Here is a 20762-nt window from a genome sequence, read left to right as displayed (position 1 = left end):
GGCGCTATGGCAGCAACCTTTCTCGATATCGCCATCACCCCGGACGTGATGGATGTGCAGCATGAAATGGGCAGCGACTCGCTGTGGCAAACGCCGCACAGTCGCCGCCAGGCCGACCGCTTCGGCGACAGCGAAGCGGGGATGATCGCCACCCGCGACAGCTTTTATCTGGCGACGGTGTCGCAGAGCGGCTGGCCCTACATGCAGCATCGCGGCGGCCCGGTGGGGTTTCTGCATCTGCTGGATGACACCACCCTGGCGATGGCCGATTTCGGCGGCAACCGCCAGTACATCACCACCGGCAATCTGCGTGGCAGCGACCGGGCCTGCCTGTTTTTGATGGATTATCCGCGCCGTGCCAGGCTGAAAATCTACGCCACCGTCGAAGTCGTGGCGGCAGAGGACCATCCGCAGCTGCTGGCGCAGGTGGCGCCGGTAAACTATCGCGCTCGCATCGAACGTCTGTTTCTTTTTCATTTGCAGGCGTTTGACTGGAACTGCCCGCAGCACATTACGCCGCGCTACAGCGCGCAGCAGGTGGCGGAGTACAGCCAGAACCTGCAGCAACGTATTCATGACCTGGAGCAGGAGAATCAGCGCCTGCAGCAGCAATTAGCCTCAAAAGGAGACTCCTGATGAATGAGCAACGTCCCCCGTTACCGCCGTTTACCCGCGACAGCGCTATCCAGAAGGTCCGCGCCGCGGAAGATGGCTGGAACAGTCGCGATGCCGAAAAAGTCGCTCTGGCCTACACCGTCGATAGCGAATGGCGCAACCGCAGCGAATTTGTCCACGGCAGGGGGCAAATTGTTGAGTTCCTGCAGCGAAAATGGCGCAAGGAGCAGCAATACCGGCTGATTAAGGAGCTGTGGGCATGGCAGGAGAATCGCATTGCCGTGCGCTTCGCCTATGAGTGGTGCGACGACAGCGGCAACTGGTTTCGCTCGTATGGCAATGAGAACTGGGAGTTTGATAAGCACGGGCTGATGCAGACGCGCTACGCCTGCATCAACGATCTGCCGATCGCCGAAAGCGAGCGCCTGTTCCACTGGCCCCAGGGGCGCCGCCCGGACGATCATCCGGGGCTAAGCGAATTGGGACTGTAAACAGGCGCGCGACGACGGGTTAATCGGCTTTCGGGAAGTCGACCACCGTGTCGTTAACCCGGTTCACCATGTTGGTGAACAGGATGGCGCTGACGGCGCTGATAATCTCAATCACCTGCTGGTCGCTAAAACCGGCGTTGCGCAGCGCGGCGACGTCGGCTTCCGGCAGCGTACCGGTGGTGGTCACCAGGGTCTGCGCGAATTTCACCAGCGCATCAAGCTGCGCCTCTTCCGCATACTCCCCGCGGCGCAGGGCGTGGATTTGTTCGCTGCTGAAGCCGGCTTTTTTCGCCATCAGGGTATGCGCGGCCAGACAGTAGTCACAGCCGGTGGCTTCGCTGACCGACAGGTTAATCGCTTCCAGCTGTTGGGCGCTGAGGCTGCCTTTATGGAGCATCGCATTGTGCGCCAGCGCCTGCTGCAGCGCCGCCGGCGAGTGGCCGCCGATGGTGAGATAGGCGTTCGGCACTTTGCCCATCGCTTTTTTGATCCCGGCGAAAATATCGGCGGCTTTGCCGGTGGCGTCTTGTTCACGGATATCTGCTAAACGGCTCATGGTTAACTCCTGTTGTTATCGAGGGTGTGTTGGCAATGGGGTCATCTTAGGCGCTTGCCGCATGCTAGACTGGCGGTCTTCGTCTCACCTTTTTGTCTTATCGTCTCAGGAGAAGCATGGACAGTCTCAGTCATCTGCTGGCGCTGCTGGCGCCGCGCTGCGAAGTGAACCTGCACTGTCGCTTCGGCGGCCGCTGGCAGGCCGGGCACCAGCAAATGCGCAGCGGCGTGGTGCCCTGGCACGTGGTGCTGCGCGGTGAGGGGCGGCTCAACGTCGGCGGCCAGACTCATCACCTGCGCGCGGGAGATGTGGTCCTCCTGCCGCACGGTTCGCCGCATCTGATGGAGAGCCTGGTGGAGTGGGGCCAGGTGCTGCCGGTAGCGCACCGGTTTAACGGCACGGTGACGGAAATGCGCGCCGGCCCGGCGGAAGGGGCGCTGGAGATGCTGTGCGGCGAATTCTATTTTGGTCCGCACGTCAGCTGGCTGTTCAGTGAAGCATCGACGCTGATCCATCTCCATACCGATGCGCGTGAAGACTGCCCGGAGCTGGACGCGCTGCTTAATATACTGGTGCGCGAGAGCCTGGCGCAGCGTCCCGGCGGCAGCGCTATCGTGCGCAGCCTCGGCGATACGCTGCTGGTGCTCCTGCTGCGCATGCTGCTTGGTGAGCAACAGCCGCCCGGTGGACTGCTGCGTCTGATGAGCGATGAACGCCTGATGCCGGCGGTGCTGGCGGTGATGGCGACCCCGGAGCAGCCGTGGACGCTGGAAACCATGGCCGCCCGTGCCTTTCTTTCGCGGGCCACCTTTGCCCGTCATTTTGCCCGCGTTTATCACCTGACGCCGCAGGCGTGGCTGTCGCAGCTGCGAATGGCGCTGGCCGCCCGGCTGCTGCGCCTGGAGCGTCAGACCAACCTCGAGGTCATTGCCGAACGCTGCGGCTTTCAGTCGCTGGCGTCCTTCTCGAAGCGCTTCAAAATGCGCTATGGCGTGACGCCGGGCGAGTGGCGACGGGGCTAGCGCCTCGCGTTTCGCGAAGATGATTTTATTTCCAGTTGCGTGGTTTGCTGTTTATTACCCGACCCGAAAGTCGCTATAGTTTTGCACGAAAAAAACAATGACAGTCAGGACAGACAGGGTGAAGAGGATGAGATTACGTTTACGGGCCGCCGCCGCAGTGATGCTGGCGGGTCTGGCGCTGGTCGGCTGCGACCAAAAGGGTAATGAAGCGAAGCACATTAAGGTCGGTGTGATTAACGGCGCCGAGCAGGATGTGGCGGAAGTGGCGAAGAAGGTGGCCAAAGAGAAGTACGGTCTGGACGTCGAACTGGTGGGATTCAGCGGCTCGCTGCTGCCTAACGAATCGACCAATGCCGGCGATCTGGACGCCAACGTCTTCCAGCATCGGCCTTTCCTTGAGCAGGACAACAAAGCGCATAACTATCATCTGGTGGCGGTCGGCAATACCTTCGTCTTCCCGATGGCCGGCTATTCGCGCAAGATCAAGTCAGTCGCCGAACTGAAAGACGACGCGACGATCGCCATTCCCAACGACCCGACCAATCTCGGGCGGGCGCTGCTGCTGCTGCAAAAAGAGAAGTTGATTACCCTCAAAGCCGGGACCGGCCTGCTGCCGACGGCGGTGGATATCACCGACAACCCGCATAACCTGAAGATCATGGAGCTGGAAGGGGCGCAACTGCCGCGCGTACTCGACGATCCCAAAGTCGACGTGGCTATCATCAGCACCACCTACCTGCAGCAAACCGGGCTGTCGCCGGTTCGTGACGGCATCTTTATCGAAGATAAAAACTCGCCCTACGTGAACATCATCGTGACCCGGGAAGACAATAAAGACGCGGAAAACGTGAAGGAGTTTATGCAGTCGTACCAGTCGCCGGAGGTGGCGAAGGCGGCAGAGACTATCTTCAACGGCGGCGCGGTGCCGGGCTGGTAAGCCTACACACAGGGAGAGGCGCGTATGGTACGCCAACGGCAGGCTGACCTGCTGCTGATTGCCGCGACGGTGATTGCCGCCTGCGGCTGGATTTTTTCCCGCGAGGCGATCGCCGGCATGCCGGTATTCGCGTTCCTTGGGCTGCGCTTTTTCTTCGCCGCGCTGCTTCTGCTGCCGTTCTGCCGCGGTTTTCGCCCGCAAAAGCAGCACTGGCCAAAACTCATCATCAGCGGACTCTGGTTTGCGCTCAACCTCTGCCTGTGGATCTATTCGGTCTCCACGACGGCGTCGCTCGGCGAAGGGGCGTTTATCATGAGCCTGTCGATGATGTTCGTCCCGCTAACCGCGTGGGTGATGATAAAGGTGCGCCCGCCTCGCGCCTGGTGGGAGTGCCTGCCGATCGCGGTGGTAGGCCTGGGGCTGCTCAGTCTGCATATGCCGATAGCCTTCCACCCCAGCCAGGGCTGGTTTTTGCTGACGGCGCTGGTGCAGTCGATCTGGTTCTGTTACACCAGCCGCTGCGCGCGTGAAGTACCGCTGATCCCCCTGACCACCGTGCAGCTGGCGATCACCGGTATCGTCGGGTTGACCATCTCCGCTGCCGTTGAACGCTGGGACCAGCCGATGACCCTGCCGACTCTCGGCTGGCTGGTGGCCAGCATTGTCATCGCCACCAGCCTGCGCTTCGGTCTGCAGATGAAGGGGCAAAAGTACGCGGCGGTGGCCAGCGCCGCGATCATCATGGTGCTCGAACCGCTGCTGACGGTCATTGCCGCCGCGCTGTGGTACGGCGAACAGCTGCCGCTACAGAAGATTATCGGCGGCGTGCTGATCCTGGTGGCCCAGCTGTGGTTCCGCTGGCGGATGCTTAAGCCGTAAGCGGGCCGCTTCGCCGCTGCGCCATCAGCTGCAGCAGCGGCACCAGCGACAGCCCGTCCGGCATTTCGCCGCGGGCGATCAGCTGGTTTATCTCGTCGAAGGTAAACCAGCCGGTCTCCATCACCTCATCCTGATCTGCATCCATCCCCACCCAGCGTAAACCGGTGGCCAGCCAGGTGATAAACAGCTGATCGCTGCTGCCGTAGGAGGGGTTGAAGCGAATGATCTCCTCGACGCGTTGCGCCTGCCAGCCGGTCTCTTCCCGCAGCTCGCGCAGCGCGGCGACCGCCGGATCTTCCCCTTCATCGACGCCGCCAGAGGGAATGGCCCACACCACCTGATCGATCAGATAGCGGTAGTGGCGAATCAGCAGTACTTTCTCATCCTGGATAGCCACAATCCCCACCGCCGGGCGCGGGTAATGAATGGAATAAAAGTCGCGGCGCTCGCCGGAGGCGACATCAATCCCCACCTTACGCATGCTGAACCACGGCGTCTCGGCGATGACCTGCGGGTCGTGCATATCGGCGGCGGTCAGTTTCTTTTTCATCGTGCCACTCCTGTCAAAAATTGAGCCTTAAGAACAACATAGCCGGAGGCGGATGGCAACTGCCGCAGGTTGGCCCGATTTCATCGATCATTGTCCAAATGCCCCTGTTGAGCCAGGCTAGTACTCAGTACGATGTTCGTCAGATGACCCCACTGAGGAACACCAACATGAACATCACCCACATCCGTAATGCGACCCAGAGGATTGACTACGCCGGGAAAAGATTTCTCATCGACCCGATGCTGGCTGACAAGGGCGCCTGGCCAGGTTTTCCTGGCACTGCGCGCAGCGAGCTGCGCAATCCGCTGGTTGAGCTGCCGTTTTCCCGCGATAAAATTATCGATGTTGATGCGGTGATCGTCACCCATACCCATGACGATCACTGGGACGCGGCGGCGATCGCCGCGATCCCGAAAACCCTGCCGGTGTTCGTCCAGCATGAGGCCGACGCCGCGCTGCTGCGCAGCCAGGGATTTCAGGATCTGCGCCTGCTGTCGGCAGACAGCGAATTTGCCGGCGTGCGCCTGCAGAAAACCACCTCCGGCCAACACGGCAGCGACCGGACCTACGCGGTGCCGGCGATGGCTGAGCGCCTGGGAGAAGCCTGCGGCGTGGTGTTTCGCCATCCGCAGGAGAAGACGCTGTGGCTGATGGGGGATACCATCTGGCGTGATGAAATTGAAGCTGATCTGCTGAAGCTGCGCCCGGACGTGGTGGTGTTGAACGCCGGCTACGCCCACGTCATCGGCTTTGGCCCGATAATCATGGGCAAGGAAGATCTTCTTAACGTGCACTTCGCCCTGCCGGAAGCGAAAATCATGGCTATCCACCTCGAGGCGGTCAACCATTGTCTGGTGAGCCGGGAAGAGATGCGCCAGTATGCGCTGGATAATCAGATTGCCGATGTGGTGAGTATCCCGCAGGATGGGGATACCGTGGTTTATTAACATGCGCAAGGGGAAAGGACGATGAAACTCACCGACGTGGCGATTGTCGCTGTAGAGGGCTTTAGCCCGTTTCACTATGCCGTCCCCTGCATGCTGTTTGGCGACTCGGTCTCTGAAATCAAACGCTTTAACCTGCACATTTGCGCCGAGCGGCCGGGGCTGCTTCGCGCCCGCGATGGTTTTGCGCTGTACGCCACCGGCGATTTCGCCGCGCTGGAACAGGCGGATATCGTGGTGGTGCCTTACTGGGGCGAGGTCGATCGGCGTCCGCCGCAGGCACTGCTTGATAGCCTGGTGCGGGCGCGGGATAACGGCGCGGAGATTGTCGGCCTGTGTCTCGGCGCGTTTGTCCTCGGCTACGCCGGGCTGCTGGACGGCAGGCGAGCGGCGACCCACTGGGAGTTCGAGCAGGATTTCCAGCGCCGGTTTCCGCAGGTGCAGCTGGATATCAATGCCCTGTATGTCGATGACCAGCGGGTGATCACCTCGGCGGGCACCGCGGCGGCGCTGGACTGTTGCCTGTACCTCATCCGCCAGCGTTTCGGCAGCCTCGCGGCCAACCAGATCGCCCGGCGGATGATTGTTTCGCCGCACCGCGAAGGCGGCCAGGCGCAGTTTATCGCCCAGCCGGTGCCGAAAAACACCCGCGATGCGCGAATCAACTGCCTGCTGGATTATCTGCAGCAGCATATTGCCGAGCCGCACAGTCTCGATTCGCTGGCCCGGGTGGTGGCGATGAGCCGCCGTACCCTGACCCGCCACTTCGCCAGGGCGACCGGGATGACCATTACCGACTGGCTGACCGCCGAACGTCTGCGCCGCAGCCAGACTCTGCTTGAGGCGGGCGATCTGCCGGTCGAACAGGTGGCGGAGGCGGTGGGCTATCTTTCAGCGGTCACCTGGCGCCAGCAGTTTAAGGCGCGCTTTGGCGTCAGCCCGACGGAGTGGCGGCGCACCTTTCGTCGCGGCGCTTAGCCGGCGAGGGTCGCACTGTCGATCACGAAGCGGTATTTCACGTCACCCTTGACCATTCTTTCCCAGGCTTCGTTGATCTCATCGCCGCGGATCAGCTCGATATCGGCGACGATGCCGTGTTCGGCGCAGAAGTCGAGCATCTCCTGAGTTTCCGGAATACCGCCGATCATCGAGCCGGCAATCGACCGACGGCGGAAGATCAGATTGAACACTTCCGGCGACGGATGCGGCGTGGCCGGAGCACCCACGAGGGTCATGGTGCCATCGCGTTTCAGCAGCGTGGTGAAGGCATCGAGATTGTGCGGCGCCGCCACGGTGTTGAGGATAAAATCGAAGCTTTTGACGTGGGCCGCCATTTCGTCGTCGTTGCGCGACACCACTACGTCATCGGCGCCCAGCGCTCTGGCCGCATTACGCTTGGATTCCGAGGTGGTAAAGGCCACCACGTGGGCCCCCATGGCGTGGGCCAACTTGATCCCCATATGCCCGAGGCCGCCGATGCCGACGACGCCGACTTTTTTACCCGGCCCGACGTGCCAGTGGCGCAGCGGCGAGTATGTCGTGATCCCGGCGCACAGCAGCGGCGCGACGGCGGCCAGCTGCGCTTCGGGATGGGTTATCCGCAGCACGTAGTGTTCTTTGACCACGATCTGCTGGGAATAGCCGCCCAGAGTATGGCCGGGCGCGTCCTGGGTCGGGCCGTTATAGGTCAGCACCATGTGGTCGCAGTAGTTTTCCAGCCCCTCAGCGCACTCTTCGCACTGTTGACAGCTATCGACCATGCAGCCGACGCCCACCAGATCGCCGACGGCGTAGCGCGAGACGGCGTTGCCGACCGCGGTCACCCGACCCACAATTTCATGCCCCGGCACGCAGGGATAGTGCGTTCCCGCCCATTCCGATCGCGCCTGGTGGAGATCGGAGTGGCAGACGCCGCAGTAAGCGATGGCGATCTGTACATCCTGTGGCCCCGGCTCGCGGCGGGTGATGGCCATTGATTCCAGCGGCTGGCTGGCGGAGTAGGTACCAATAGCATTGATCAGCATAGCGAAACCTCTTCTTGATGAATGGACTCAATAGAACGGGAGGGGAATGCGGGTGGTCAGTGGCATCGATAAGCGTAGCCTGGACTGGCCGAGATGCGAGGGGGAAAGCGGTTGAGAAACCCTCAGGCGCGGCGTTAGCCAGCGCAGTAAATAATAAGGTGGCCTTATCTTTATAGCCGCTAAGCCTTATAGGTATTTACGGCAAATAGTATTATTTATTCCTGTAGAATAAAGATAAATAGTTATTGCAGATAATGATGCTTACACTCTTTTTATCCCCGTAACGTCTTGTCTTTTATTCGTTATTTCACCTGTTGATACTATGATTCTCAACGAATCACTTTTTCAACCTGACCGATGGCATAAAACCATGTCGATACCTGCAGCCAGCCTCTCTACCGACCAGGCGTTACCGTCTTTTTATTACGGAAGACAGACAAAACCATTATTGGCGTTGGAGTCCTTATTCACGGCATTTCGTCCCGCTAGTGCGCCCTTTGAACTGGCGCGAGAGAGCAATTATGATTTTCGTCCAGATCAGGCCGAGCCTGGGGTCATTATGCTTGAAGAGGGGATTGCTTCAATTTGTCATGGGGAAAAACAGATGGTGGTAACCCCGCTTTTTTCTCCGTCGATATTAGGATTTATGGATGGTTATGGGCTATTTGATGATATCCCACAAAAACGGCACTACGTGCTGTTTGCCGAGACGGATTTGCGTGGGCGCTGGATATCACACCAGGCTGCTGTTGATATCCTGAATGAGCAAAACCTGTGGCGCCATGTCACGCATATCCTGGCGCAGCGGTTGATGGTGTTGAGCATACGTGAGCAAGAGCTGATGGGGGTGGATTCTTATCTGATGGTGCGAACCCTGCTAACAGAGCTGGCGGACTATCCGGAGGCATATCGTCGCCAAATCAACGTCCTGAGCTTTATTCAGCGCCGTACCAACTTGTCGCGTAGCCGCATCATGTCGATTCTGTCGGAGCTGCGTAAAGGTGACTATATTACGATCCATCGCGGTGTGCTGAGGACCATCGCCCACCCGCTTCCCGCTCACTTTTAAACCCGCGCGGCGGAGGGGCGTGATTTTCCCACCCCTCGTGAATCGAACCTGCTAAGGCTCAATCGCCGTCAGGTAGTCCAGCCGCAGCGGCTCAGCCAGCAGGGACTCCATCTGCGTCATAAACGCCTGAAAATAGGGCATCGCGACATGCGCATCGAGGGCGTCCTGTCCCTGCCACGCCTCGCGCATGTAGAAGGTGTCCGGCGCGTCGCGCAGCTGAAACAGAGCGTAGTCGAGATTGCCCGGCTCCTGTCTTGTCGGCAGGAGCAGCGCCTGCAGGGCCTGGCGCAGGGCGTCCGTCTGGCCCGGTTTCGCCTTGAGCACGGCGATAAGCGATATCATCTTAAAACCCCTCGAGCACAATCTTGCCGACGGCACGCCCGGTTTCCAGCTGGCGATGCGCTTTCTGCAGATTAGCGGCGGTGATGGCGCCGTAGTGTTCGCCGAGGGTGGTTTTGATCGTGTGGCTGTCGATCAGCGCCGCCACGCGGGTGAGCAACTGATGCTGGGCGATCATATCATCCGTCTCAAACATTGAACGGGTGAACATAAATTCCCAGTGCAGGGACAGGCTTTTCGCTTTCAGCGGCACCACGTCGAGGGTCTCCGGGTCATCAATCAGCGCCAGCTTGCCCTGCGGGGCGAGGGCGTCGATCAGCGCGTTGAAGTGCTGCTCGGTGTTGGTCAGGCTGGCGACATGGGTCACCGCGCTGATGCCAATGCGCGCCAGCTCGTTGGCGAGCGGCTTGCTGTGATCGATCACATGGTGCGCGCCCGCCTCGCGGACCCACTGCTGGCTCTCCGGACGCGAGGCGGTGCCGATCACCGTCATGGCGGTCAGTTTGCTGGCCAACTGGGTCAGGATTGACCCCACGCCGCCCGCCGCGCCGACGATCAGCAGCGTGTCGCCCGCATTGCCGCCTTCCTTAACGCCGAGACGGTGAAACAGCAGCTCCCAGGCGGTGATCGCCGTCAACGGCAGCGCGGCGGCAGCGGCGTTATCGAGGGTGCGCGGTTTGTGCGCCACCAGGCGCTCGTCCACCAGCTGATATTCACTGTTGCTGCCGGCCCGGCCCAGCGCGCCGGCGTACCAGACCTCATCACCCGGGGCGAACAACGTCACCTCCTCACCGACGGACTGCACCACGCCAACGGCGTCCCAGCCCAGCACCCGCGGTGTGTCGCCCTGGAAGCCGGCGCGCACTTTGGTGTCTACCGGATTGACCGAGATGGCTTTCACGGCGACCAGCAGGTCACGCCCGTGGGCGGTGGGGACCGGCAGGTCGATCTCAGTTAAAGAAGGGATGTTGTTGCCGTCAGCGGCGGCTTGAGTAATGGCGATAGCTTTCATAACTGCTCCGGTCTGTGATTCGTGTGAATGAAAAGATGACGCGATAGTAGACCGCTGCCGGGAGGGGAAAAACGGGCTAACGGCAATAACAGTTATATGCAGAAAGTGAAAATCAGCCCACCTGATAGAAATCGAGCATTACCCCATCCTGGGTCCGGCCACCGGCGCAGATAAACAGCGAGGTGGTTAGCCAGCTGAGCGCGGGGGTATCCACCTCGAAGGAGGGAACGGTGCGAAAATAGATGGCTTCTGGCGGAATATCGCTAAAAAAGCGCATATCGTCGGCGAATAGCTGGTCATGATACTCGGCCGGCACCCGGCGGATGCCATTGTTTTCCACATAGACCGTGCCTTCCGCCACCTGCAGGGCATAGCGGGCGGACAGCCTGCAGGTGCCGTCGGGTTCGATTATCTGGCTGTCGACGCCGCCGGGCAGCACGTGGCCGCGAAGCTGACCGCAGACGCTGCCGCCGATAATCGGGATCAGCTGGCGCTTACCGGTCTGCGGGCTGCGGGAGACAATTATCGGTTTATCAACCTGGATGGTAATGGAAAAACAGTGTCTGAGTTCGGGGGTCATTATGGCTCTCCTGTTTCGGTTGGCAACGGCACGCGGCCACCGCGCCAGTGTAACGGGTTTGCGAGAGACAAAATAACGCAGGGTTTGGATGAAAATGATTGGCTGGGATGATGAGTTTGGGGGTGCTCAGGTTGGTAGGGAGTGGCTGTGGGGTATCCTTGGCTACTTTTTAGGTGCTGTTTCATCGGCCATTTTTTTACTGACTTTACCTGCGCCTTGCAAAACATCACGGTCGTTAAATTGCCGGAACTGATCCCTGACGGCTATCTTCTTGTTGAACTTGTAAGTAAGACTCACAGGTTGCGTTTTGCTCAAGCTCGCCTTCCTCATAGATCGCTTTAATATGCCGTGTAACGGCTTGGGGGGTGACTTGATTAAGGCTGGCGATAGTTGCCTGAGGGAGCCATAGTGTTTCTTGCTCAAAGCGGCATTCAACGCGCACTTCCCCATCACTACTGGCAAACATAATGAATTCATCTGCTGGGGACGACGTTATAGTTTCCTTTGCCATATGGTCTCCGGGTCAACCTGTTCACAACGGTAGAGTATGTCAGGAGCGGGGCATAAATTTCATTAGACGAACGATTAATCTGGCGCGTTTGCGGGCGGCGATCCGGAAAGTGAAGTTATTAAGACTTCAGCCGCAATCCGGTGGATATCCCTGCTCGCGCTGCGCTTAGCAGGGCTACGTTTCTGCGCGGCTCGGTAGCCCGGGTAAGGCGTCAGCCGCCACCCGGGGCTTGTTCGCGCTATCAGGCATGTTGCAGTGTGCTGTTGACGCTTTTCAAAGATTGTTGAATATGCCGTAATTCGGCTGTTAGCTTCTCTTCTTTATCGCTGAGCGGTAACAACACAATGCAGCCATCCATCACCTTAACCGTGACCGGCTTCCCGGTACCGAATCCCGCTTCGCGTAGCCACTTGCCAGAAAGGGGAAGACTTGGTGTACTGATATCCCGGCCATTGGGTCGATAGCCAACCAGCAACCGACGCTCGGTTCCGCTAACGGTGATATCTAGGGTAGAATGCAAATCAGCCATAATCAACCCCTTGATTGTTGGTGAGGTTAGACGCTCCGGTTGTATTCCCGCACATCGGAGCGTTGCTTGCACAAGATGCATTTAGATGGCCCCATGTCAACCATATCGCGCGAGAAAAACAAAAGGTGGCGGACTGTCTCCACAGTTCAAAATGCGCATGGACCCAGCATTAAAGCGACAACTTGATACCGTGGCGGCAGAGGGAGGGGTAAGTCTCGCCAGTTGGTTAAAGGAACTGGCGAGGGAGTCTCAAAAAAAGAAACATTGAACCAAAGGGATAACTGAAGGTAAAAGGAATTTCGGCAGTCAAATATTAATCGACTTCTTTTGATATGTTATTTTTAAGATTGTTTATGTTTTCTGAGAAAATAATTTCTCTTTCACGAATAACTTTATTGATTCGTTCTATTTCATTGAGATACTGACTCCTGGTACTCTCTAGTAACGAGACTTTTAAATTGTCTACAGTACTTTTTAAAGCAAGCTGTAAAGGGAGCATATCGTCTTCATGTTTTTTAGTGATGTTACGTATGTGTGTATCTAAAACTGATGCAGTGGTCGCTTTTTTTGCCGCAACCTCGAGTTCCTTTGAGGCCCAAATGTATCCCATAAAACCACTTAAGAAATTAATTAAAGAAAAAGCAAGTAAAATATAAATGACTCTTGATGTTTTATGGTTTTTATTATTGCCATTTATAATTATTCTATAAGAAAGTACTATTATAATAGCTAAAAGACCAAGGTACCCATATTTTAAAAATTCCGGCAGCATAAAATATAATCTCTTATCGAACACTCTAATATAAGAATGAAGTTGAACATTTTGGTGGAGATTTAGGAGTGGTAAATTTCCGCCAATGGGATGATTTTATCGCATTCTATCTTAGATTGAGAATAAATTATACGTTTATATATACACATTCTCAAGATTGTAGTTCATTCTAGAAAACCTATGTTGTTCGCGCTTTATTCCATATTCTTGCTAGGTTGCAACCAAAATAATAGGGTTATTCAACTTTGTTGTGAATATTTTGAATCATTTTTATTTCTTGAAAGTATTTTCTGTTCAGTTTTGTATAAAAATGGGGGTCTATATCTTTTGCATAAGCAATATAACCGGAAAGTTTATTGTGGTCTTCATCTTTTAATACCCCTTTTGATAAAAGAGAAAGATGCAATCTTATTTTATCTTTCATTGACTTATGTAATGTAATATGAAAGTCATGGCAAACTTTTAAGCCGGTAACTACTATGCTTCCTCCCGAAGCACTACAGATCTTAATTTTTTTAATGTTTATTTGAAAGTCAGGCCTAATCTCTTTTATTGTGTTTTTAAAACAATTAAGTATTAATTTACTAGCCCCTTTCATATTTGTAGAAACAATAATATCATCTGCATATCGTGTATAAGTAGCATTAAGTTTATCAATTGCATTTAGTTTTTGCGTAAGTTTTTCATCAAGTTCTCTTGCCACAAAGTTTGCAATTATTGGAGATGTAGGAAACCCGATAGGGAGGGTGCCATCTGATATGAAGCATATTGTTTTTATAAGTTGTAGTAACTCTTTATCATATTCGGGTGTAAATTCAATGCGATCTCGATAACGAGTGAATGCATACTCAAAATCACTAAATTTTATTGAAGGAAAAAAATCTTTGAGATCTATTTTTACATAGTATCTATTTTTTGATGCGGCATGTAATAAAGCATTGCTTTTTATTGAACGGTTTTTAACAAATGCATATGCAGCATTATGCATTGACAGTTTTGAAAAAATATTATTCATTAACCAATATTGAATTAGTTTAACTTTTGATGATGGGTGATAAATTGTTCTCATACCTCCTTTTTTCTTAGCTATATCCCATTTTTTTGGTGGCTCAGGTGATCGCATTACTTCAGCAGCAAATCCCTTTGTCATCAATGTCTGTGAGTCAATTAGGCTATATATTCTCATATACCCTCGTCCTTTCTGGCTTGTTCTTGAGGAAAAAAACTTTAAACATTGATGATATGTTGTCAATGTCAAAGTCATATTTAAAATAATATTCTTTATACAAAGAATAATAAATCCCATTTGTGCATGATATTATTCTAATTGCCATTAGCATACCAAGATGCTTTAGAAGATTTTTTTTGTAATGGCTTTTTGTACCAAAAATTTTTGTGATTATTTCGATAAGTTCATTGAGTTGCAAAGGACCACATACAAAAATCACGTCATGAATAAAGCGTACTGAGTCTTTATTAAAGTTACTGGAGGGATCTAACTCTTCCTTTTTTAAAGTTTTTGAAATTGCTCTGTCGTTCTTTGAAAGAATATCATATAATGGATCGAAAATTTCACCAATCCCATCAGAGCGCTCTATGCTTTCAACCCCTTCTTTCATCTTATAATGCAAGAAATGACCAGATTGTTGAGATTGCTGAGTAATAGCTTTTATTGGTCCCATGTTTATAAAAGATTTCTCATTTATAAATTTTGTATTGTTAACTATTATTAATTTCTTGCGTAATTGCTTGCTGTATGCGAATGCACCAAGTTCCGTAAAGGAAGAATAACTTTCTAAAACAATGATAATATGGTCGGCTAATTTTGATAAATCAGCTTCGATATCTAATAAATTATCAGATAATGATTCCTCATCTGTGCTTAACTCTTTGAAAACTAGTTCAGCAAGAAAAAAATGGCAATTACTTAAATACCGTTCAGAAAAATTTATTAATTCCAGTCGCCTCGCTGATGGCTCTCCATTTTTTTTATTAGCACCACACAGAAAGATGAATTTTTTTACATTACCAGGGCATTTTACTTTGTTCTTGTCAACGAATGATGAAAATAACGTGGTTGCTCTGGATACCTCAGTACCATTTTTTTTTAACTGAGTCAGCATCGAGAATATCCTTATGCGCCTAGATGGTTGAGGGCTAGAAGAGCCAAACCTACTTGAGCACGTCGATCAGTTCGCTGATCGGTGGCCCCCAGCCGCCGCTCAGCGAACTGATCGACGGGCATAGCTAAAATACTAGGCGAAACCATGACTCATGGCCCGATGGGCTATTAACCCATAAAATGCTAAGTTTGGCTCTGTAACGCTCTCATAAATCTGAAGAGGATTCAAGAGGAAGGCCATTGATGTGAAGTGATTTTCTTTTATCCCAGCGCTGGAGTAGAAAAAGTTTGAATACCAAAATTCTTTACTCGGGAGGCGCCAGGTCAGGTGACAGAAGGTAAAACGTTTATTTGGTTTTTACTTTTCACTCTATTCAGCTTTCATTTTTATATAATAATTTCATTGCGTTAAGAGGTGATCAAATGGTGAAGAGTGCCCAGTCGATTGTTCACCCTGTGCTGAAAATTAGGGTTTCAAATGACTTTTTCGGACATGATGAGATGATAATTGGCGGAAGATCACAGGAGTTGAACCTGCCCGGGACCGCTGGCGGCCCCAACTGGATTTGAAGTCCAGCCACCTCACCGGAGATGACGATCTTCCGCGCCTCGATTGCTACATGGAGGCGGGGCGCATTATAGCTACTTTCAGCCGTTTACCACATACCTAAACGCACTTTTTTACTGTTAAAACTGGACTTTACAGAACAGTCCTGGACAAATCCTCACAAAATCCGTGAGTTACACTTTTTCACTCCCTGATTCCCTACCACGATCACAGAAAACAAGAAACGTAATCTGATAACGAGATATCGCAATTCATCTTACTGCGGCAAAGGTTTACAAAAATCGTAACCGGTACCAATCCGCGGTGCCGCTAAGGGAATAGTGCGCATATGAAAGATCATATTTTGTCCGTCAAAGAGAAAATTGGCTACGGCATGGGTGACGCCGCCAGCCACATCATTTTTGATAACGTCATGTTATACATGATGTTTTTCTACACTGATATTTTTGGTATCCCCGCCGGCTTTGTCGGCACCATGTTCCTGCTGGCGCGCGCGCTGGACGCGATTTCTGACCCGTGCATGGGCTTGCTTGCCGACCGAACCCGTAGCCGCTGGGGTAAGTTCCGCCCATGGATCCTCTTCGGCGCCATCCCGTTCGGCCTCGTCTGCGTGCTGGCCTACAGCTCGCCGGATTTAAGCCACAACGGCAAGCTGATCTACGCCGCCGTGACCTACACGCTGCTGACCCTGCTCTACACCGTGGTGAATATCCCCTACTGCGCGCTGGGCGGCGTGATCACCGACAACCCCACACAGCGCATCTCGCTGCAGTCCTGGCGCTTCGTGCTGGCGACGGCGGGGGGCATGCTCTCCACCGTGCTGATGATGCCGCTGGTCAACTTTATCGGCGGCGAAGACAAAGCGCTCGGCTTCCAGGGGGGCATCGCGGTGCTGTCGGTGATTGCCTTCCTGATGCTGGCCTTCTGTTTTTTCACCACCAAAGAGCGTGTCGAAGCGCCGCCGAGCAGCACTTCGATGCGTGAAGACTTGCGCGATATCTGGCGCAATGACCAGTGGCGGGTGGTTGGCGTGCTCACCATCCTCAATATCCTCGCGGTCTGCGTTCGCGGCGGCGCGATGATGTACTACACCACCTGGATCATGGGCTCGGCGGCGCTGTTCACCGTCTTCCTCACCACCTACTGCGTCGGCAACCTGATTGGCTCGGCGCTGGCGAAACCGCTGACCGACTGGAAATGCAAAGTCAGCGTCTTCTGGTGGACCAACGCCCTCCTGGCGGTGCTCAGCGTGGCGATGTTCTTCGTACCGATGGACGCCGAAATCACTATGTTCACCTTTATCTTCATCATTGGCGTACTGCACCAGCTGGTGACGCCAATCCAGTGGGTGATGATGTCCGATACCGTCGACTACGGCGAATGGTGCAACGGCAAACGTCTGACCGGCATTAGCTTCGCCGGCACCCTGTTTGTGCTCAAGCTGGGGCTGGCGCTGGGCGGCGCGCTGATCGGCTGGATGCTGGCCGGCGGCGGCTATGACGCCGCCGCTAAAACCCAGAACAGCGCCACCCTCACCATCATTATCGCCTTGTTCACCCTCGTTCCGGCGGTGTGCTACCTGTTGAGCGCGGTGATCGCCAAACGCTACTACACGCTGAAAACGCCGTTCCTGAAAAAAATGATGGCCGAGCTGGCCGAGGGCGCGCGTCGCAACGAACAAGATTTCATCGCAGCCCCGATCGATAAAGAATGGCAAAACTAAGAGGACGTTTTAATGAAAATCAGTGATGGAAACTGGCTCATTCAACCAGGGCTCAACCTGATCCAACCCGTACAGGTTTACGAGGTGGAACAGCAGGGGAATGAAATGGTGGTCTATGCCGCGCCGCGCGATGTTCGCGAACGTGCCTGGCAGCTGGATACGCCATTGTTCACCCTGCGCTTTTTCTCGCCTCAGGAAGGGATAATCGGCGTGCGCATGGCGCACTTCCAGGGCGCGCTGGATAACGGCCCGCACTATCCGCTGAACGTGCAGAAAGACATCCATGTCGAAATAGAAAATACGGCCGGGTTCGCCGAGCTGAAAAGCGGCAACCTCAGCGTGCGCGTCACTAAAGGTGAATTCTGGGCGCTGGATTTTCTGCGCGACGGCGTGCGCATCACCGGTAGCCAGTTGAAAAACAACGGCTACGTGCAGGATAGTAAGACCCAGCGCAACTACATGTTTGAGCGCCTCGACCTCGGCGTCGGCGAAACCGTCTACGGCCTCGGCGAGCGCTTTACCGCGCTGGTGCGCAACGGCCAGACGGTAGAAACCTGGAACGAAGACGGCGGCACCAGCACCGAGCAATCCTACAAAAATATCCCCTTCTATCTGACCAACCGCGGCTACGGCGTGTTGGTCAATCATCCTCAGCGCGTCTCCTTCGAGGTGGGCTCGGAGAAAGTCTCTAAAGTCCAGTTCAGCGTTGAAGGCGAATACCTTGAGTACTTCGTCATCGACGGCCCGACGCCGAAAGCGGTGCTTAACCGCTATACGCAGTTCACCGGCCGCCCGGCGCTGCCGCCGGCATGGTCGTTCGGTCTGTGGCTGACGACCTCGTTCACCACCAACTATGACGAAGCGACAGTGAATAGTTTTATCGACGGCATGGCTGAGCGCCATCTGCCGCTGCACGTCTTCCACTTCGACTGCTTCTGGATGAAGGCCTTCCAGTGGTGCGATTTTGAATGGGATCCGCTAACTTTCCCGGACCCGGAAGGGATGATCAAACGCCTGAAGGCGAAAGGGCTGAAAGTCTGCGTGTGGATCAACCCGTACATCGGCCAGCGCTCGCCGGTGTTCAAGGAGCTGAAAGAGAAGGGCTACCTGCTGAAGCGCCCGGACGGTTCGCTGTGGCAGTGGGATAAGTGGCAGCCGGGGCTGGCGATTTATGACTTCACCAAACCGGAAGCCTGCCAGTGGTACGCCGACAAGTTAAAAGGTCTGGTGGCGATAGGGGTCGATTGCTTCAAGACCGACTTCGGCGAGCGTATCCCGACCGACGTCCAGTGGTTTGACGGTTCCGATCCGCAGAAAATGCACAACCACTACGCCTTCATCTATAACGAGCTGGTGTGGAAGGTGCTGAAAGAGACCGTCGGCGAGCAGGAGGCGGTGCTGTTCGCCCGTTCCGCCTCGGTGGGCGCGCAGCAGTTCCCGGTGCACTGGGGCGGCGACTGCTACGCCAACTACGAATCGATGGCGGAAAGCCTGCGCGGCGGGCTGTCGATCGGCATGTCCGGCTTCGGTTTCTGGAGTCACGATATCGGCGGTTTCGAAAACACCGCGCCGGCCCACGTCTACAAGCGCTGGTGCGCCTTCGGCCTGCTCTCCAGCCACAGCCGGCTGCACGGCAGCAAATCCTATCGGGTGCCATGGGCCTACGACGAAGAGTCCAGTGATGTGGTGCGCCACTTCACGCAGCTGAAATGCCGCATGATGCCGTATCTTTATCGCCAGGCGGCGCTGGCCAACGAGTTCGGCACGCCGATGTTGCGTGCGATGATGCTCGAGTTCCCGGATGATCCGGCCTGCGACTATCTTGACCGCCAGTATATGCTCGGTGATTCGGTCCTGGTGGCGCCGGTGTTCTCCGAAGCGGGCGAGGTGCAATTTTATCTGCCGGATGGGCGCTGGACGCACCTGTGGCATAACGATGAATTACCGGGTAGCCGCTGGCATAAGCAGCATCACGATGCGCTGAGCCTGCCGGTCTACGTTCGCGACAACACCCTGCTGGCGCTGGGCAACAATGACCAGAAGCCGGATTATGCCTGGCATGAGGGCACCGCCTTCCAGCTGTTCCACCTCGAGGATAGACGCGAGGCACGTTGTGACGTTCCGGCGGCAGACGGCTCGACGATTTTCACCCTGAAGGCCAGGCGCCAGGGCAACACCATCGCCGTGAGCGGCGATGGCGAGGCCCGCGGCTGGACGCTGTGTCTGCGTAATATCCCGCAGGTCGCGGGCGTGCAGGGCGGGACTCAGGCCGGCAGCGAATGGGGTGTGGTAGTGAGCGCCGAGGGCAATACGCTGACGATTACCCTGTAAAACACCATCTTAACGGCTGCAGCCCTCTTCGCCCGGCGGAGAGGGTTTTTTTATTCCATTTTTGTACAAAAAGTAACGTTCATTTCATAGTGGTGACTCAGGCCGCAGACGCTGTCGCCGAACGGTGTTAGCGTATTCTGCCGTTGAGAGGAGCCCGCCATGGACTTAGAAAATATCTTTCGTGACGTGAAGCTAAGCAAAACGGAAATGACCGTGCTGCGCTTTATTCAGAACGACCCGGAGCAGTGTATCCGCCAGGGAGTCCGCGCTGTGGCCGAACAGTGCTACAGCAACCCCTCTTCGCTGGTCCGGCTGGCGAAGAAACTGAAGTTCAGCGGCTGGCTGGAGCTGGTCTATTTCATCAAGTTCAATATCACCATGCCGAAGCTCGATGTCACCAACGATATCGACTACATGAGCGTTCAGCCGGAAGAAGCGCTGACGCTGCTGCTGGCAAGCCTTAAACAGCAGCGCATCCTGATCCACGGCAGCGGCTTTTCGCAGCTAATCGCCCAGTATATTTACAACAAGTTCCTCGTCACCGGCGTGAATGCCAGCCTGGCGCTGTGGCCGGATTATGAAATCCTCGAACAGAAAAACGCCGCCCGCTTCGACTCCATCTGGATCGTTTCTAAATCCGGGCGCAGCAGCTCGGCGCTCAACTGGGTGAAGGCCCTGGAGGGGAAGGAGATTAATCTGGTCTGCTTTACCGGCGATTACCAAAGCCCGCTGGCGCAGGCTGCGGATACGGCGTTTATTATTCACGACCCGCAGAAGTTCGACGATGATATTTACTGGAGCAACCCGTTTTTTGGCTACTGCATCTTAGGCTTTGAGCGACTATTGAAGATGTGGTTTACCAGCCTACGCAGCAATAGTTAGCCCCCGCTAAGCGTAGCGCGAGCGGGGAGCTCCCGGATGGCGGCTGGCGCCTTATCCGGGCTACCGGGTGATACGGCAATTTTGCCGGGTGTCGGCTTACGCCTGACCCGGCCTACATCAAATACAAACCGCTCCGTTTGTAGCCCGCTAAGCGCGGCGCGAGCGGGGGAGTTCCCGGATGGCGGTTGGCGCCTTATCCGGGCTACCGGGTGATGCGGCTATTTTGCCGGGAGGCGGCTTACGCCTGACCCGACCTACATAAAATACAAACCGCTCCGTTCGTAGCCCCGCTAAGCGCGTCGCGAG

Annotated in this window: 21 protein-coding genes, 1 tRNA gene and 1 pseudogene; 11 read left to right on the top strand and 12 right to left on the bottom strand. The window is 55.1% G+C overall.

The window, feature by feature from the left end:
- The first annotated feature begins 6 nt into the window (after window positions 1–6).
- Together A1WC_RS01305 and A1WC_RS01310 are read left to right on the top strand one after the other, a co-directional pair.
- Window positions 7–636, top strand: a complete 630-nt coding sequence (locus A1WC_RS01305; protein WP_016161993.1) for a pyridoxamine 5'-phosphate oxidase family protein — start codon at window positions 7–9, stop codon at window positions 634–636.
- On the top strand, window positions 636–1106 hold the full coding sequence (locus tag A1WC_RS01310; RefSeq protein WP_016161992.1) for a DUF1348 family protein: 471 nt from the start codon (window positions 636–638) through the stop codon (window positions 1104–1106). Before A1WC_RS01305 ends, A1WC_RS01310 begins: the two co-directional genes overlap by 1 nt.
- Before the next feature lie 19 nt (window positions 1107–1125).
- On the opposite strand, the gene A1WC_RS01315 is transcribed toward A1WC_RS01310, so the two are convergent.
- Window positions 1126–1662: a carboxymuconolactone decarboxylase family protein gene (locus A1WC_RS01315; RefSeq protein WP_008806790.1), complete on the bottom strand. Its 537-nt coding sequence runs from the start codon at window positions 1660–1662 to the stop codon at window positions 1126–1128.
- Between the two features lie 116 nt (window positions 1663–1778).
- Between A1WC_RS01315 and A1WC_RS01320 the strand changes: the two genes are divergently transcribed.
- From A1WC_RS01320 to A1WC_RS01330, 3 genes are all read left to right on the top strand, one after another.
- Window positions 1779–2684: an AraC family transcriptional regulator gene (locus tag A1WC_RS01320; protein ID WP_008806791.1), complete on the top strand. Its 906-nt coding sequence runs from the start codon at window positions 1779–1781 to the stop codon at window positions 2682–2684.
- A 127-nt stretch (window positions 2685–2811) separates the two neighbouring features.
- Window positions 2812–3621, top strand: a complete 810-nt coding sequence (nlpA, locus tag A1WC_RS01325; RefSeq protein WP_016161991.1) for a lipoprotein NlpA — start codon at window positions 2812–2814, stop codon at window positions 3619–3621.
- A 24-nt stretch (window positions 3622–3645) separates the two neighbouring features.
- Window positions 3646–4500 (top strand): DMT family transporter, encoded by an 855-nt coding sequence (locus A1WC_RS01330; protein WP_016161990.1) that lies wholly within the window; start codon window positions 3646–3648, stop codon window positions 4498–4500.
- Here the strand turns inward: A1WC_RS01330 and A1WC_RS01335 are convergent.
- On the bottom strand, window positions 4490–5050 hold the full coding sequence (locus A1WC_RS01335) for an NUDIX domain-containing protein (protein ID WP_016161989.1): 561 nt from the start codon (window positions 5048–5050) through the stop codon (window positions 4490–4492). The two genes, A1WC_RS01330 and A1WC_RS01335, sit on opposite strands and share 11 nt — an antisense overlap.
- 167 nt (window positions 5051–5217) lie before the next feature.
- On the opposite strand from A1WC_RS01335, the gene A1WC_RS01340 reads away from it, so the two are divergent.
- Both A1WC_RS01340 and A1WC_RS01345 read left to right on the top strand, forming a co-directional pair.
- Window positions 5218–5997, top strand: coding sequence for an MBL fold metallo-hydrolase (locus A1WC_RS01340; RefSeq protein ID WP_016161988.1), 780 nt, complete (start codon window positions 5218–5220; stop codon window positions 5995–5997).
- A gap of 21 nt (window positions 5998–6018) precedes the next feature.
- On the top strand, window positions 6019–6972 hold the full coding sequence (locus tag A1WC_RS01345; RefSeq protein WP_016161987.1) for a GlxA family transcriptional regulator: 954 nt from the start codon (window positions 6019–6021) through the stop codon (window positions 6970–6972).
- Here the strand turns inward: A1WC_RS01345 and A1WC_RS01350 are convergent.
- Window positions 6969–8018, bottom strand: coding sequence for an NAD(P)-dependent alcohol dehydrogenase (locus A1WC_RS01350; RefSeq protein ID WP_016161986.1), 1050 nt, complete (start codon window positions 8016–8018; stop codon window positions 6969–6971). The two genes, A1WC_RS01345 and A1WC_RS01350, sit on opposite strands and share 4 nt — an antisense overlap.
- Before the next feature lie 370 nt (window positions 8019–8388).
- Here A1WC_RS01350 and A1WC_RS0125420 point away from each other — a divergent pair, with 370 nt between their 5' ends.
- The gene (locus tag A1WC_RS0125420; RefSeq protein WP_032691295.1) at window positions 8389–9087 is read left to right on the top strand and encodes a winged helix-turn-helix transcriptional regulator; all 699 of its coding nucleotides are present in this window, start codon (window positions 8389–8391) and stop codon (window positions 9085–9087) included.
- 51 nt (window positions 9088–9138) lie between these two features.
- Here the strand turns inward: A1WC_RS0125420 and A1WC_RS01355 are convergent, their stop codons facing one another.
- From A1WC_RS01355 to A1WC_RS01390, 9 genes and pseudogenes are all read right to left on the bottom strand, one after another.
- A complete protein-coding gene (locus tag A1WC_RS01355) occupies window positions 9139–9429 on the bottom strand; it encodes a putative quinol monooxygenase (protein WP_008806799.1) in 291 nt (96 codons plus the stop codon).
- 1 nt (window position 9430) lies between these two features.
- Window positions 9431–10438, bottom strand: a complete 1008-nt coding sequence (locus A1WC_RS01360) for a zinc-binding alcohol dehydrogenase family protein (protein WP_008806800.1) — start codon at window positions 10436–10438, stop codon at window positions 9431–9433.
- A 112-nt stretch (window positions 10439–10550) separates the two neighbouring features.
- Window positions 10551–11018, bottom strand: coding sequence for a DUF3237 domain-containing protein (locus A1WC_RS01365; RefSeq protein WP_016161984.1), 468 nt, complete (start codon window positions 11016–11018; stop codon window positions 10551–10553).
- Window positions 11019–11268: 250 nt separating this feature from the next.
- Window positions 11269–11529, bottom strand: a pseudogene (locus A1WC_RS0125415) (DNA-binding protein); the annotation flags it as partial.
- A 241-nt stretch (window positions 11530–11770) separates the two neighbouring features.
- Complete coding sequence (locus A1WC_RS01370) at window positions 11771–12058, bottom strand: SymE family type I addiction module toxin (protein ID WP_016161982.1); 288 nt, start codon at window positions 12056–12058, stop codon at window positions 11771–11773.
- A gap of 313 nt (window positions 12059–12371) precedes the next feature.
- A complete protein-coding gene (locus A1WC_RS01375; protein WP_016161981.1) occupies window positions 12372–12830 on the bottom strand; it encodes a hypothetical protein in 459 nt (152 codons plus the stop codon).
- Between the two features lie 235 nt (window positions 12831–13065).
- Window positions 13066–14016 carry a retron St85 family RNA-directed DNA polymerase gene (locus A1WC_RS01380; RefSeq protein ID WP_016161980.1) on the bottom strand — a complete coding sequence of 317 codons (951 nt, stop codon included), beginning with the start codon at window positions 14014–14016 and terminating at the stop codon, window positions 13066–13068.
- Complete coding sequence (locus A1WC_RS01385) at window positions 14003–14953, bottom strand: retron St85 family effector protein (RefSeq protein WP_016161979.1); 951 nt, start codon at window positions 14951–14953, stop codon at window positions 14003–14005. Before A1WC_RS01385 ends, A1WC_RS01380 begins: the two co-directional genes overlap by 14 nt.
- A gap of 508 nt (window positions 14954–15461) precedes the next feature.
- Window positions 15462–15556, bottom strand: a tRNA-Sec gene (locus A1WC_RS01390).
- Between the two features lie 292 nt (window positions 15557–15848).
- On the opposite strand from A1WC_RS01390, the gene A1WC_RS01395 reads away from it, so the two are divergent.
- The 3 genes from A1WC_RS01395 (at window position 15849) to A1WC_RS01405 (ending at window position 20456) form a co-directional block, all read left to right on the top strand.
- The gene (locus A1WC_RS01395) at window positions 15849–17243 is read left to right on the top strand and encodes a glycoside-pentoside-hexuronide family transporter (protein WP_016161978.1); all 1395 of its coding nucleotides are present in this window, start codon (window positions 15849–15851) and stop codon (window positions 17241–17243) included.
- A 12-nt stretch (window positions 17244–17255) separates the two neighbouring features.
- Window positions 17256–19574, top strand: coding sequence for an alpha-xylosidase (yicI, locus tag A1WC_RS01400; protein ID WP_016161977.1), 2319 nt, complete (start codon window positions 17256–17258; stop codon window positions 19572–19574).
- A 159-nt stretch (window positions 19575–19733) separates the two neighbouring features.
- Window positions 19734–20456 carry a MurR/RpiR family transcriptional regulator gene (locus A1WC_RS01405; RefSeq protein WP_016161976.1) on the top strand — a complete coding sequence of 241 codons (723 nt, stop codon included), beginning with the start codon at window positions 19734–19736 and terminating at the stop codon, window positions 20454–20456.
- Window positions 20457–20762: the final 306 nt, after the last annotated feature.

It is taken from the genome of Klebsiella sp. KTE92 (assembly GCF_000398905.1).
GTDB lineage: Bacteria > Pseudomonadota > Gammaproteobacteria > Enterobacterales > Enterobacteriaceae > Klebsiella > Klebsiella variicola.
This window is presented reverse-complemented; position numbering and strand designations above follow the sequence as displayed.